Source organism: Actinacidiphila sp. bgisy167, from assembly GCF_057707665.1.
In genome coordinates, this window is record NZ_JBYIQP010000118.1 from 1 (window position 1) to 13,705 (window position 13,705).

General features: G+C 71.1%; 11 protein-coding genes. 7 read left to right on the forward strand and 4 right to left on the reverse strand.

Annotation, left to right across the window (positions count from 1 at the left end):
* Positions 1-2,258 (reverse strand): (Fe-S)-binding protein (locus tag AC3ET4_RS28645; protein ID WP_431954499.1); only part of this gene is annotated, 2,258 nt, incomplete at its 3' end.
* A gap of 333 nt (positions 2,259-2,591) precedes the next feature.
* On the opposite strand from AC3ET4_RS28645, the gene dnaK reads away from it, so the two are divergent.
* The 4 genes from dnaK to AC3ET4_RS28665 are packed head-to-tail and all read left to right on the forward strand — an operon-like array spanning position 2,592 to position 6,785.
* On the forward strand, positions 2,592-4,436 hold the full coding sequence (dnaK, locus tag AC3ET4_RS28650) for a molecular chaperone DnaK (RefSeq protein WP_431954516.1): 1,845 nt from the start codon (positions 2,592-2,594) through the stop codon (positions 4,434-4,436).
* A complete protein-coding gene (grpE, locus tag AC3ET4_RS28655; protein WP_431954501.1) occupies positions 4,433-5,104 on the forward strand; it encodes a nucleotide exchange factor GrpE in 672 nt (223 codons plus the stop codon). The genes dnaK and grpE overlap by 4 nt, the downstream gene beginning before the upstream one ends.
* Before the next feature lie 33 nt (positions 5,105-5,137).
* Positions 5,138-6,316: a molecular chaperone DnaJ gene (gene dnaJ / locus AC3ET4_RS28660; RefSeq protein WP_431954503.1), complete on the forward strand. Its 1,179-nt coding sequence runs from the start codon at positions 5,138-5,140 to the stop codon at positions 6,314-6,316.
* Between the two features lie 4 nt (positions 6,317-6,320).
* A complete protein-coding gene (locus AC3ET4_RS28665; protein ID WP_431954505.1) occupies positions 6,321-6,785 on the forward strand; it encodes a heat shock protein transcriptional repressor HspR in 465 nt (154 codons plus the stop codon).
* 84 nt (positions 6,786-6,869) lie between these two features.
* Here AC3ET4_RS28665 and AC3ET4_RS28670 read toward each other — a convergent pair whose 3' ends face one another.
* Positions 6,870-7,412 carry a PIN domain-containing protein gene (locus tag AC3ET4_RS28670; protein WP_431954507.1) on the reverse strand — a complete coding sequence of 181 codons (543 nt, stop codon included), beginning with the start codon at positions 7,410-7,412 and terminating at the stop codon, positions 6,870-6,872.
* Positions 7,409-8,596, reverse strand: coding sequence for an ImmA/IrrE family metallo-endopeptidase (locus AC3ET4_RS28675; RefSeq protein WP_431954509.1), 1,188 nt, complete (start codon positions 8,594-8,596; stop codon positions 7,409-7,411). The genes AC3ET4_RS28670 and AC3ET4_RS28675 overlap by 4 nt, the downstream gene beginning before the upstream one ends.
* Before the next feature lie 255 nt (positions 8,597-8,851).
* Between AC3ET4_RS28675 and AC3ET4_RS28680 the strand changes: the two genes are divergently transcribed.
* Positions 8,852-9,316, forward strand: coding sequence for a hypothetical protein (locus AC3ET4_RS28680; protein WP_431954511.1), 465 nt, complete (start codon positions 8,852-8,854; stop codon positions 9,314-9,316).
* A gap of 325 nt (positions 9,317-9,641) precedes the next feature.
* Here the strand turns inward: AC3ET4_RS28680 and AC3ET4_RS28685 are convergent, their stop codons facing one another.
* Positions 9,642-10,046 carry a pyridoxamine 5'-phosphate oxidase family protein gene (locus AC3ET4_RS28685; RefSeq protein WP_431954513.1) on the reverse strand — a complete coding sequence of 135 codons (405 nt, stop codon included), beginning with the start codon at positions 10,044-10,046 and terminating at the stop codon, positions 9,642-9,644.
* A gap of 226 nt (positions 10,047-10,272) precedes the next feature.
* Here AC3ET4_RS28685 and clpB point away from each other — a divergent pair, with 226 nt between their 5' ends.
* Together clpB and AC3ET4_RS28695 are read left to right on the forward strand one after the other, a co-directional pair.
* The gene (gene clpB / locus AC3ET4_RS28690; RefSeq protein ID WP_431954518.1) at positions 10,273-12,870 is read left to right on the forward strand and encodes an ATP-dependent chaperone ClpB; all 2,598 of its coding nucleotides are present in this window, start codon (positions 10,273-10,275) and stop codon (positions 12,868-12,870) included.
* 104 nt (positions 12,871-12,974) lie between these two features.
* Positions 12,975-13,496: a YbjN domain-containing protein gene (locus AC3ET4_RS28695; RefSeq protein WP_431954515.1), complete on the forward strand. Its 522-nt coding sequence runs from the start codon at positions 12,975-12,977 to the stop codon at positions 13,494-13,496.
* Positions 13,497-13,705 lie beyond the last annotated feature (209 nt).

Consider the following 13,705-nt stretch of genomic DNA (forward strand, 5'->3'; position numbering starts at 1 on the left):
GGCGCGGGCTCCGGCTCGCTGACCGCCTCCGGTTCGCCGTCGGGGTCGAGCGGGGTCTTGACGGACTCCAGCAGCAGCTGGGAGACATCGACGACCTGGAGCGACTCCTTCGCCTTGCCCTCGTTCTTCTTGCCGTTGACCGAGTCGGAGAGCATCACCAGGCAGAACGGGCAGGCGGTGGAGACGATGTCCGGGTTCAGGGACAGCGCCTCGTCGACGCGCTCGTTGTTGATGCGCTTGCCGATCCGCTCCTCCATCCACATGCGGGCGCCGCCGGCGCCGCAGCAGAAGCCGCGCTCCTTGTGCCGGTGCATCTCCTCGTTGCGCAGGCCCGGCACCTTGGCGATGATCTCGCGCGGCGGTGTGTAGACCTTGTTGTGGCGGCCCAGGTAGCAGGGGTCGTGGTAGGTGATGATGCCCTCGACCGGGGTGACGGGGACGAGCCGGCCCTCGTCGACCAGGTGCTGCAGGAGCTGGGTGTGGTGGATGACCTCGTACTCGCCGCCGAGCTGCGGGTACTCGTTCGCCAGGGTGTTGAAGCAGTGCGGGCAGGTGGCGACGATCTTCTTCTGCGCCTTCGGCTTCCTCGTCGACGCGTCCTCGTCGTCCTCGCCGAAGGCCATGTTCAGCATGGCGACGTTCTCGGCGCCGAGCTGCTGGAAGAGGAACTCGTTGCCCAGGCGGCGGGCGGAGTCGCCGGTGCAGTTCTCCTCGCCGCCCATGATCGCGAACGTGACGCCCGCGATGTGCAGCAGCTCGGCGAAGGCCTTGGTGGTCTTCTTGGCGCGGTCCTCCAGGGAGCCGGCGCAGCCGACCCAGTAGAGGTACTCCACCTCGGTGAGGTCCTCGATGTCCTCGCCCACGACGGGGACCTCGAACCCGACCTCCTTGACCCAGGCCAGCCGCTGCTTCTTGGGCAGGCCCCAGGGGTTGCCCTTCTTCTCCAGGTTCTTGAGCATCGTGCCCGCCTCGGAGGGGAACGCGGACTCGATCATGACCTGGTAGCGGCGCATGTCGACGATGTGGTCGACGTGCTCGATGTCCACGGGGCACTGCTCGACGCAGGCGCCGCAGGTGGTGCAGGACCACAGGACGTCCGGGTCGATGACGCCGTTCTCCTCGGCGGTGCCGATCAGCGGGCGCTCGGCCTCGGCGAGCGCCGCGGGAGGGACGGCGGCGAGCTGCTCCTCGGAGGCCTTCTCCTCACCCTCCATGGTCTTGCCGCCGCCCGCGAGCAGGTACGGCGCCTTGGCGTGCGCGTGGTCGCGCAGCGACATGATCAGCAGCTTGGGGGAGAGCGGCTTGCCGGTGTTCCAGGCGGGGCACTGCGACTGGCAGCGGCCGCACTCGGTGCAGGTGGAGAAGTCGAGGATGCCCTTCCAGGAGAACTGCTCCACCTGGCTGACGCCGAAGACGTCGTCCTCGCCCGGGTCCTCGAAGTCGATCGCCTTGCCGCCGGAGGTCATCGGCTGCAGGGCGCCGAGCGCGACGGCGCCGTCGGCGTTCCGCTTGAACCAGATGTTCGGGAAGGCCAGGAAGCGGTGCCAGGCGATGCCCATGTCGGTCCGGAGCGCGACCGTGATCATCCAGATGAAGGAGGTCGAGATCTTGATCATGGCGACCAGGTAGACCAGGTTCTGCAGCGTGCCGACGCTCAGCCCCCGGAAGGCCGCGACCAGCGGGTACGACGCGAAGTAGGCGGCCTCGTAGCCCTGCACCTCGGCCAGGGCGCCCTCCAGGCCGCGCAGCGTCATGATGGCGAGGCCGATGATGAGGATGACGGACTCGACGAAGTACGCCTGGCCGGTGTTGGAGCCCGCGAAGCGGGACTTGCGGCCGGCGCGGCCGGGGCGGGACAGCTGGCGGATCGTGATCAGTGTGATGATGCCGAGCGTCGTCATCAGGCCGATGAACTCGACGAACACCTCGTACGGCAGCCAATGGCCGATGACCGGCAGCGCCCAGTCGGCCTTGAAGAGCTGGCCGAAGGCGTTCACCAGGGTGAGCACGAGCGAGAAGAAGCCGATGGCGACGAACCAGTGGGCGACGCCGACCACGCCCCACCGGTTCATGCGGGTGTGGCCGAGGAACTCCCGTGCCACCGTGGCGGTGCGTGCTCGCCAGTCGTCCGTACGGGTGCCCGCCGGGACGTCCTGACCGAGTCGTACGAACCGGTGGATCTGGGCGATGGCGCGGCTGAACAGCGCGACGCCCACCACGGCGAGGACCAGCGACACGATGATCGCGGCGAGTTGCATTTCGGGGCTCCTCGGACCTGCGAGAGCGGAGGCGCGGGGCTGATGCCCGGCTGAATACTAAGCAGTAACTTATGTGGTTCTCCTGAGACTACCCAGTATCGGCGTGCGTGCGCAGCCGCGCCGCCGGTGATCTGTGTCGCTGCGCAGGCGCGTCCTCCCGCAACCCCCGGGCTGCCCGGTCCGCCGAGGGCTTCCGCCTGACGCTGCGGCCGTCCGTGCGTGCGGTGCTGACCCATAAGTTGAGCCTCTGCGACTCAGGTCTGTTGACAGGGTCGAAGGTGTGCGGCACCCTTGAGCCAGATCCACTCAAGTAGGCAGCTGGAGGACTCCACCATGGCACGTGCGGTCGGCATCGACCTGGGCACGACTAACTCCGTCGTCAGCGTTCTCGAAGGCGGCGAGCCCACCGTCATCACCAACGCCGAGGGCGCCAGGACCACGCCGTCCGTCGTCGCCTTCGCGAAGAACGGTGAAGTGCTCGTCGGCGAGGTCGCCAAGCGCCAGGCCGTCACCAACGTCGACAGGACGGTCCGGTCGGTCAAGCGCCACATGGGCACCGACTGGAAGATCAACCTGGACGGCAAGGACTTCAACCCGCAGCAGATGAGCGCCTTCATCCTGCAGAAGCTGAAGCGGGACGCCGAGGCCTACCTGGGCGAGAAGGTCACCGACGCGGTCATCACCGTCCCGGCGTACTTCAACGACTCCGAGCGCCAGGCCACCAAGGAGGCCGGCGAGATCGCGGGTCTGAACGTCCTGCGCATCGTCAACGAGCCCACGGCCGCCGCCCTGGCGTACGGCCTGGACAAGGACGACCAGACCATCCTCGTCTTCGACCTCGGTGGCGGCACCTTCGACGTCTCGCTGCTGGAGATCGGCGACGGCGTCGTCGAGGTGAAGGCCACCAACGGCGACAACCACCTCGGTGGCGACGACTGGGACCAGCGCATCGTCGACTACCTGGTGAAGCAGTTCGCCTCGGGTCACGGCGTGGACCTGTCCAAGGACAAGATGGCGCTGCAGCGTCTGCGCGAGGCCGCCGAGAAGGCGAAGATCGAGCTGTCCTCGTCCACCGAGACCTCGATCAACCTGCCCTACATCACGGCGTCCGCCGAGGGCCCGCTGCACCTGGACGAGAAGCTCACCCGCGCCCAGTTCCAGCAGCTGACCGCGGACCTCCTGGAGCGCTGCAAGATCCCGTTCCACAACGTGATCAAGGACGCGGGCATCCAGCTCTCCGAGATCGACCACGTCGTCCTCGTCGGCGGTTCCACCCGCATGCCCGCCGTCGCCGAGCTCGTCAAGGAGCTGACCGGCGGCCAGGACGCCAACAAGGGCGTGAACCCGGACGAGGTCGTGGCCATCGGCGCCGCGCTCCAGGCCGGTGTCCTCAAGGGCGAGGTCAAGGACGTCCTGCTGCTCGACGTCACCCCGCTGTCCCTCGGCATCGAGACCAAGGGCGGCATCATGACCAAGCTGATCGAGCGCAACACCACGATCCCGACCAAGCGTTCGGAGATCTTCACCACGGCCGAGGACAACCAGCCGTCGGTGCAGATCCAGGTCTACCAGGGCGAGCGCGAGATCGCGGCGTACAACAAGAAGCTCGGTATGTTCGAGCTGACCGGCCTCCCGCCGGCCCCGCGGGGCATCCCGCAGATCGAGGTCGCCTTCGACATCGACGCCAACGGCATCATGCACGTCTCCGCCAAGGACCTCGGTACCGGCAAGGAGCAGCGCATGACGGTCACCGGTGGCTCGGCGCTGCCGAAGGAGGACATCGACCGCATGATGCGCGAGGCCGAGCAGTACGCGGAGGAGGACCACAAGCGCCGCGAGTCCGCCGAGACCCGCAACCAGGCCGAGCAGCTGGTCTACCAGACCGAGAAGTTCCTCAAGGACAACGAGGACAAGGTTCCCGGCGACGTCAAGACCGAGGTCGAGGCGGCCGTCGCGGACCTGAAGGAGAAGCTGAAGGGCGAGGACTCCGCCGCCATCCGCGAGGCCACCGAGAAGGTCGCCGCCACCTCCCAGAAGCTGGGCCAGGCGCTGTACGCCAACGCCCAGGCCGAGGGCGGCGCGGCCGGTGCCGCCGGTGCCGCGGGCGGAGCCCAGGCCGACGACGACGTCGTCGACGCCGAGATCGTCGACGAGGACAAGAAGGACGGTGCCGCGTGACGGAGGAGACCCCGGGCTTCGAGGAGGAGCCTGTCGTCCCCTCTGCCGAGGCAGGTTCCTCTTCGCCGGGCGAGTCCTCCGGCGAGGAGGGGCCCGGCGCCGGGTCCGCCGACCAGGCGGGCCCGGCGGCCCCGGCCGGGGACGCGAACACAGACGTCGCTCTGCAAGCCCAGCTGGACCAGGTGCGCACGGCGCTCAACGAGCGCACGGCGGACCTCCAGCGGCTGCAGGCGGAGTACCAGAACTACCGCCGCCGGGTGGAACGGGACCGGATCGCGGTCCGCGAGATCGCGATCGCGAACCTGCTCACCGAACTGCTCCCGGTGCTCGACGACATCGGCCGCGCCCGGGAGCACAAGGAGCTGGTCGGCGGCTTCAAGTCGGTCGGCGAGTCCCTTGAGTCGGTCGCCGCCAAGTTGGGGCTGCAGCAGTTCGGCAAGGAGGGCGAGCCCTTCGACCCGCTGGTGCACGAGGCCCTGATGCACAGTTACTCGCCGGACGTCACGCAGACGACCTGCGTGCAGATCCTGCAGCCCGGGTATCGCATCGGTGAACGCACCATCCGCCCCGCGCGGGTGGCCGTCGCCGAGCCCCAGCCGGGCTCGCAGGGCGCGCAGCAGAACGACGAGACGGCGGACGAGGAGAACGGTGGCCCCGAGCAGGGCTGACGTAGGTGGCGCACGGAAGGAGGGACGCCGGGGATGAGCATCAGCAGGGACTTGTTCGAGAAGGACCTCTACAAGGTCCTCGGCGTCCCGAAGGACGCCACCGAGGCGGAGATCAAGAAGGCGTACCGGAAGCTCGCCCGTGAGTTCCACCCGGACGCCAACAAGGGCGACGCCAAGGCGGAGGAGCGCTTCAAGGAGATCTCCGAGGCCAATGACGTCCTGTCGGACCCCAAGCGCCGCAAGGAGTACGACGAGGGCCGCGCCCTGTTCGGCAACGGCGGCTTCCGGGCCGGCCCCGGTGGCGCGGGCGGCTTCGGGTTCGACCTGGGCGACCTCTTCGGCGGCGCCCCGGGCGGCACCGGTCCCCAGGGCGGCGGCTTCGGCGGCGGCCTCGGGGACGTGTTCGGCGGGCTCTTCAACCGCGGCGGCACCACCACCCGTACGCAGCCGCGGCGCGGCCAGGACATCGAGACGGAGGTGACGCTGAAGTTCACCGAGGCCGTGAACGGCGCCACCGTCCCGCTGAAGATGACCAGCCAGGCTCCCTGCAAGGCGTGTTCCGGCACCGGCGACAAGAACGGCACGCCCCGCGTGTGCCCGACCTGCGTCGGCACGGGCCAGGTCTCGCGCGGCGGCAGCGGCAGCTTCTCGCTCACCGACCCGTGCACGGACTGCAAGGGCCGCGGCCTGATCGCGCAGGACCCCTGCGAGGTCTGCAACGGCAGCGGCAGGGCCCGTTCGGCGCGGACCATGCAGGTGCGCATCCCGGCCGGCGTCACCGACGGGCAGCGCATCCGCCTGCGCGGCAAGGGCGCGCCCGGCGAGCGCGGGGGCCCGGGCGGCGACCTGTACGTCACCGTGCACGTCGACCCGCACCCGGTGTTCGGCCGCAAGGGCGACAACCTCACGGTCATCGTGCCCGTCACCTTCGTGGAGGCGGCGCTGGGCGGGGAGATCAAGGTCCCCACGCTCGGCGGTCCCCCCGTGACGTTGAAACTGCCCCCCGGCACGCCCAACGGGCGTACGCTGCGGGCCCGTGGCAAGGGAGCGGTCCGCAAGGACGGCACGCGCGGCGACCTGCTGGTCTCGATCGAGGTCGCCGTCCCCGCGACGACCGAGGGCAAGGCACTGGACGCCTTGGAGGCGTATCGGGAGGCCACCGCGGATGTCGACCCGCGGGCAGAGCTGTTCAAGGCCGCGAAGGGAGTCTGAGCCGATGGACACGAGCGGCGGCATGCGTGGCGGACGGGGCCGCAACCCGTACGAGCTGACCGATGAATCCCCCGTCTACGTCATCTCGGTGGCGGCGCAGCTCTCCGGGCTGCACCCGCAGACCCTGCGCCAGTACGACCGTCTCGGCCTGGTCTCGCCCGACCGCACGGCCGGGCGCGGCCGCCGTTACTCGGCTCGTGACATCGAACTTCTGCGCGAGGTGCAGCGCCTCTCCCAGGACGAGGGCATCAACCTGGCCGGCATCAAACGCATCATCGAACTGGAGAACCAGGTGGCGGCGCTGCAGGCGCGGGTCGCCGAGCTCTCCGGGGCCCTCGAGGGGGCGGCGGTCGCCATGCGGCAGCGCGAGGCCGCCGTCCACGCCTCCTACCGGCGTGACCTGGTGCCCTATCAGGACGTGCAGCAGACCTCCGCGCTGGTGGTGTGGCGGCCCAAGCGGCCGGAGTGAGCGGTCCCGCCGGACGGCGTAGGCCCGTCGAGCCGCGTAGGCCGGCTCAGGTCGGCTTGGGCAGGCAATGGGACGGCCGCGGGCCTAGGCCAGCAGGTCGGCGGGCCCGTGCGAACGGCGGTGCAGATGGCGGCCGGAGGCGGCCATCGCCTCCAGCAGGCGGTGGCCCTCCGCCGCGGGGACGAGCCCTTCCGCGCAGGCCTGGCGCATCAGGTCGAAGGTCTCCTTGTTGGTGATGCCGCGCCGGCGCGCGAAGTCGCGGGCCGAGCGGTCGTCGGTGATCCAGACCGCGCCCCGGAACTCACGGCGCCGGGTGATCAGCACGCAGGTCTCGGCCTCACCCAGGTGCTTGGTCGGCAGATGGGACGCGCCGCCGAAGACCGCCCGGCGCAGCCGGTCGACCTCCCGCAGTTCGGCGCCGTCGGTGATCTCCACGGGCTCGCCCAGCCATCCGGCCTCCGCCAGCCCGGCCAGCCGCGGCAGGAAGCGCGCGGAGCGGGCGGCCTCCCAGGCCACGGCCTGACTCCAGCGGCCCCGTCCGTCCAGCACCTTCTCCAGCAGGAGCAGCCGGTCGACGGCGGCGAAGTTGCACAGGACGGTGTTGTCGGGGAACCACCACGTGGTCATGGCTGGAAGACCAGATCCCCTTCTTCGGCGTCCTGTTGTTCGACGCAGTCGCCCGGTGGCGGTTCGGGCGCGAGGAGCTCGTGCAGCCGCTCCACGTCGGTGCCCAACAGCGTGGCCAGCGGGCGCAGGGTCGTCTCCCCCGCCAGGTAGGCCTTGTACAACTGCGAGGCGACCCTCGGTGGGAAGCGCTCCGCCGAGGATCGCGAGATCTGCTTCTGGTAGTCGTCGCCGGCGCCGGCGAACAGATGGCAGGCCTCCGTGGTGAGGGCGCGCAGCCTCTTGCGGCGCGCGGCGTCGACGAGTCCCAGTTGGTGCAGCCGGGCCGCCAGGGCACTCGGCGACACCCGGAAGCGCACGACGAGCCGCTCGAAGGCGGCGTCCGAGAGACCGCCCTGAGCCGCGTCCTCCGCCGCGTGCGCCGCGTTCTCCGCCGCGGCCCGCGTCAACTCCGCCGCGGGCATCAACAAGTGCGATGCGAAGACGTTCGCCCGCACCTCGGCCAGGTTCTTCTGCCGACCGGGGGCGACCCGGGACTCCACGACCATGCTGTGCGCGTCCTTGGCGAGGATGTGGCAGAGCTCGTGGGCGAGGGTGAAGCGCTGCCGCGTCCACAGGTCGGTGGGCGCGAGGAGGACGAGCCGGAACGCGTCGGCCTGCCACGCCAAACCGTCCACACCCTGTGGAAGGGCAGCGATGGCGACGTCCACTCCGAAGCGGTCCTCCACCGCCGCGATGAGCTCGTCCGTGCCCAGCTCGGCGGCCGGGAGCACGTCGAGCACCTCGGCCGCCAGCCGCTCGCCCTGCTCGGCGTACCGCTCCGCTGCCGCGCCGACCTCCGGCACCCGCGGCAACTCCTGCGTGCGGCCCAGCACGTCCAGCACCTCGTAGGCGGCGGCGAAGCGCGCCGCGACCTCCTGGGCGCCCACGGGGTCGGCGGTGCCGTCGCCCCTGGTGCGGGCCGCGAGCGCGGGGCGCAGCGGTTCGCTTCCGGTCAGCAGCCAGTCCACGGTCGTGCCGCCCGCCTCCGCGATCAGCGCCAGGTCGAGCGAGGTGAAGCGGCGCACACCGGTCAGCGACTTCGACAACTTGTCGGGCGTCAGCCCGACCGACCGGGCGAAGGCGGCCTTGGTCACCGCCGCCGCGTCCATCACGCTGCGTACGCGTGCGATGACGTTCGGGTCCATGCGCCCAGAGTAAGGCGGGCCTTGCGATTATCGCAAGGCCCGCCGGATGGCCGGTGTGGCCGGTGTGTCCTGCGTGGTCACGGCATGAGGATCACGGAGGCCCCTCCGGGCTGGGTCGGCGTTCCGTCCTGTGCCCAGCGGCTCGGGCGACTTGTGATCACCTCGTGCCCGCAGGCCGCGGGCGGTGTCGGCCGAAGAGGTGGCACGCTGGGGCGGTGCGGGGGTGCGGGGTCCGCGGCGGGGAAGACGGTGCGTATGCCGCACAGAGGCGTCGGAGCCGGGATGGTGGTGGGGCTGGCCGTGGGCATGATGGCCGGCGTGGTGCCGCTCGGGGCGGACTGGGGCGCCGAGGGGCTGGACGTGGCGCTGGCGACCGTGGCGATGTGGGCCGGGCTCCGGCTGGCCGCGCGGCACGAAGGGCCGTGGTGGATCGCCGGGCTGATGGCGCTGGTCCTGGTGAGCGTGGGTGTGGCGGCGTACGGCGACGTGGCCGTGCCCCGCTGCGCGGGGGTGGTTCCCGTCCCGGTGGTGGCGGCGCTGCTGGTGGTCGGCGGCGTCCGGTCCGTGTGGGCGCGGCGCGGGGGCTGGGGCGTGGCGGGCGCGGCGGCCGGGGCGGGCGCCCTGGTGGCGAGCGCGTCGCTGCCGGTGTGGGTGGCGGCGGCGATGTGGGCGGCGGCCCAGGCGGATCCGGCGTCGCGGACCTCGCTGCGGGCGAGGTAGTGCCCCGGCTGCGGCGGCGTCCGACCGCGAGGGAGACCGGCGCCGTCGGCCGCTGCGAGGGGTTCGCCCGCTCACCGGCGGAGTCGGGGAAGTCGCTGGTGGGGCAGCGGGCCGCGATCGCAGGCGGGGGTGGCGACAAAAGCGTTCGAGGAAGCCGCCCCGTCGCCGAACGGCTCCTCGGCCGGGCGTCGATACGCGGGCACGACGCGGAGGCCGGCCGGACCCGGGCGACCGCGGCGCCGGATCGGCGCGGACAGGACGGGGCGCGTCGCGGACGACCGGTGCGGACGACCGGCGCGCTCGATCCGCGCGCACGGGGGCCCGGTCAGGCGCGGCCCATGGCGCGGGTCAGCGTGATCTCGACGACGACCCGGTCCGGGTTGGGAGCGGGGGTGCGGCCGTAGCGCTCGGCGTAGCGCCGCACCGCGTCGGCGACGGCGTCCGGGTCGGTGTTGATCCGGGCCACGCCCTCCAGCGTCGCCCAACGCCCCTTGTCGACCTGGCACACCGCGACCCGGGCGCCTCCCGGCCCGGCCGCCAGCACGTTGGCGACCTTCCGGCTCGCCTTGTTGGTGATCACCCGGGCCAGCCCGGCCTCCGGGTCGTAGGTCACGCCGACCGGCACGACGTGCGGGGTGCCGTCCGGGCGGTGGGTGGTGAGGGTGCTCATGAGGTACTCCCGCCAGAAGGCGAGATAGCCGGGCTCGGGGCGGCGGGGGTCGATGGCCATGGCACCGACCGTACCCGGCCCTGGGTGCGGCCGGGCCGCACCCGACGACACGCACCCCGACGACACGCACCCGAAGACGCGCCCCCGACGACACGCACCCGAAGACGGGGGCGTCCTGTGGGCTCCTCGCCTTGGAAAACCAACCTTGAGTGGAATAGACTCAACTTGTCTCACGCTGGAATAAGCAGCTTCGATGGTGCCCGACGAGGAGGAGGAGTACGCGGACGTGGACGCCGAGCTGACCAACAAGAGCCGGGAGGCCCTGGGCGCCGCCAACAGCAAGGCGGTGTCGGCCGGGCATGCGGACCTGACCCCCGTGCACCTGCTGCTGGCGCTGCTGGAGCAGCCCGAGAACGACAGCGTGCTGGACGTCCTCGCGGCCACCGGCGCGGACGCCGCGGCGGTGCGCTCCGGCGCCGAGCGGCTGCTGGGCGGGCTGCCCAGCGTGCAGGGAAGTACGGTGGCGCCGCCGCAGGCGAACCGTGAACTGCTCGCTGTGATCGCCGACGCGGCGCAGCGGGCGAAGGAACTCGGGGACGCGTACGTCTCCACCGAGCACCTGCTCATCGGCATCGCCCTCAAGGGCGGGGCCGCCGGTGAGCTGCTGAAGCAGCACGGCGCGACCGGCAGCAGGCTGCAGGACGCCTTCGAGCAGATCAGGGGAGGTCAGCGCGTGACGACACCCGACCCCGAGGGCACGTACAAGGCGCTGGAGAAGTACGGCACGGACTTCACCGCGGCGGCCCGCGAGGGCAAGCTCGACCCGGTGATCGGACGGGACAACGAGATCCGGCGCGTGGTGCAGGTGCTCTCCCGGCGCACCAAGAACAACCCGGTGCTCATCGGCGAGCCCGGCGTCGGCAAGACCGCCGTCGTCGAGGGCCTGGCGCAGCGCATCGTCAAGGGCGACGTGCCCGAGAGCCTGCGCGACAAGCGCCTGGTCGCCCTGGACCTGGGTGCGATGGTCGCGGGCGCGAAGTACCGCGGCGAGTTCGAGGAGCGGCTGAAGGCCGTGCTGGCGGAGATCAAGGCCAGCGACGGCCGGATCATCACCTTCATCGACGAGCTGCACACCGTGGTCGGCGCGGGCGCCGGCGGCGACTCGGCCATGGACGCGGGCAACATGCTCAAGCCGATGCTGGCCCGCGGCGAGCTGCGGATGGTCGGGGCGACCACCCTCGACGAGTACCGTGAGCGGATCGAGAAGGACCCGGCCCTGGAGCGCCGCTTCCAGCAGGTGCTGGTGGCCGAGCCGAGCGTCGAGGACACCATCGCGATCCTGCGCGGACTGAAGGGACGCTACGAGGCGCACCACAAGGTGCAGATCTCCGACGCCGCCCTGGTCGCGGCCGCCACCCTTTCCGACCGCTACATCACCGCCCGCTTCCTGCCCGACAAGGCCATCGACCTGGTCGACGAGGCCGCCTCGCGGCTGCGCATGGAGATCGACTCCTCGCCGGTCGAGATCGACGAGCTGCAGCGCGCCGTCGACCGCCTGCGCATGGAGGAGATGGCGCTGGAGAAGGAGACCGACGAGGCCTCCAAGCAGCGCCTGGAGAAGCTGCGCAAGGACCTCGCGGACAAGGACGAGGAGCTGCGCGGCCTGACCGCGCGCTGGCAGAAGGAGAAGGAGGGCCTGAACCGGGTCGGTGAGCTCAAGGAGCGCCTGGACGACCTGACCACCCGGATCGATCGCGCCCAGCGCGACGGCGACTTCGAGACCGCGTCCAAGCTGCTGTACGGCGAGAAGCCGAAGCTGGAGGCGGAGCTCGCCGAGGCCACCGAGGCCGAGGAGGTGGCCAAGCGGGAGACCATGGTCAAGGAGGAGGTCGGCCCGGACGACGTGGCCGACGTGGTCGCCGCCTGGACGGGCATCCCGGCCGGCCGCCTGATGGAGGGCGAGACGCAGAAGCTGCTGCGCATGGAGGAGGAGATCGGCAAGCGTCTGATCGGCCAGTCCGAGGCCGTGCGCTCGGTGTCCGACGCGGTGCGCCGCTCGCGCTCGGGCATCGCGGACCCCGACCGCCCGACCGGTTCCTTCCTCTTCCTGGGCCCCACCGGTGTCGGCAAGACCGAGCTGGCCAAGGCCCTGGCGGACTTCCTCTTCGACGACGAGCGGGCCATGGTCCGCATCGACATGAGCGAGTACGGCGAGAAGCACTCCGTCGCCCGCCTGGTCGGCGCCCCTCCCGGCTACGTCGGTTACGAGGAGGGCGGTCAGCTGACCGAGGCGGTGCGCCGCCGTCCCTACTCCGTGGTGCTGCTGGACGAGGTGGAGAAGGCCCACCCCGAGGTCTTCGACGTCCTGCTCCAGGTGCTGGACGACGGCCGGCTCACCGACGGCCAGGGCCGCACGGTCGACTTCCGCAACGCCATCCTCATCCTCACCTCCAACCTCGGCAGCCAGTACCTGGTCGACCCGGTGCTCAGCGAGGCGGAGAAGAAGGAGAGCGTGCTGGAGACGGTGCGGGCGTCCTTCAAGCCCGAGTTCCTCAACCGGCTCGACGACATCGTCGTCTTCAACGCCCTGCACAAGGACGAGCTGCGCCGCATCGCCCGGCTGCAGACCGACCGCCTGGCGGCCCGGCTGCGCGACCGGCGGATCTCCCTCGACATCACCGACAGCGCCCTGGACTGGCTCGCCGAGGAGGGCAACGACCCCGCCTACGGCGCCCGTCCGCTGCGCCGCCTGGTGCAGACCGCCATCGGCGACCAACTGGCCCGGGAAATCCTGGCCGGCGAGGTCCGGGACGGCGACACCGTGCGGGTCGACCGGGTCGGCGACCGGCTGATGGTGGGCGCCACCACCGGCAAGACCCTCTGAGGCGCTGCGGGAATCCCCGCGAAGGGGGGCACGGCGGGCCGCGCTTGCACGGAGCGGCCCGCCGTGAGGGAGGATGGGGGTATCCGTACGAAGGGAACTCCAAGGTGAGCATCGACCCGTCCTCGATTCCGAACTTCGGGGGCCAGCCGGACCCCCAGCCCGGCCCTGCCGGGAACGTGGTCATTCCTGACCAGGATCTGGTCAAGCAGCTGCTGGAGCAGATGGAGCTCAAGTACGTCGTCGACGAGGAGGGCGACCTCGCCGCGCCGTGGGAGGAGTTCCGCACCTACTTCATGTTCCGGGGTGAGGAGGACCAGCAGATCTTCGCGGTCCGCACCTTCTACGACCGGGCGTACAGCATTGAGGACAAGCCTCAGCTGCACGAGGCGATCGACGACTGGAACCGCCGCACCCTGTGGCCGAAGGTCTACACCCACACCCACGACGACGGCACGGTCCGTCTGATCGGTGAGGCCCAGATGCTGATCGGCCTCGGCGTCGGCCTGGAGCACTTCGTCTCCAGCACCGTCAGCTGGGTCCGGGCCTCCATCGAGTTCGAGAAGTGGATCCTCGACGCCCTCGGGCTGGAGAAGGACGCGGAGTCCACGGACGACGGCGAGGACTGAGCCCGCCGCCCGCACGGGCGCACCCGCCCGTATGCCCGTCCGCCGCGCGACCGCCGTAGAGCGGGCGCGCCGGGCGGGCTGCGGTCTTCCGCGACGGCTGCACCGCCTCCCGGAGCCGGCGCAGCCGTCCCACGCTCTCCCCGTCGCCCGGGCCCTGCCGGCAGCCGCCCGCGTTCCTCACCCCCGCACACCACCGTGGGCCCGCATCC

Coding starts and splice junctions, on each gene's coding strand:
- dnaK (WP_431954516.1), top strand. CDS start 2,592: ATGGCACGTGCGGTCGGCATCGACCTGGGCACGACTAACTCCGTCGTC.
- dnaJ (WP_431954503.1), top strand. CDS start 5,138: ATGAGCATCAGCAGGGACTTGTTCGAGAAGGACCTCTACAAGGTCCTC.
- AC3ET4_RS28665 (WP_431954505.1), top strand. CDS start 6,321: ATGGACACGAGCGGCGGCATGCGTGGCGGACGGGGCCGCAACCCGTAC.
- AC3ET4_RS28670 (WP_431954507.1), bottom strand. CDS start 7,412: ATGACCACGTGGTGGTTCCCCGACAACACCGTCCTGTGCAACTTCGCC.
- AC3ET4_RS28675 (WP_431954509.1), bottom strand. CDS start 8,596: ATGGACCCGAACGTCATCGCACGCGTACGCAGCGTGATGGACGCGGCG.
- AC3ET4_RS28680 (WP_431954511.1), top strand. CDS start 8,852: ATGCCGCACAGAGGCGTCGGAGCCGGGATGGTGGTGGGGCTGGCCGTG.
- AC3ET4_RS28685 (WP_431954513.1), bottom strand. CDS start 10,046: ATGGCCATCGACCCCCGCCGCCCCGAGCCCGGCTATCTCGCCTTCTGG.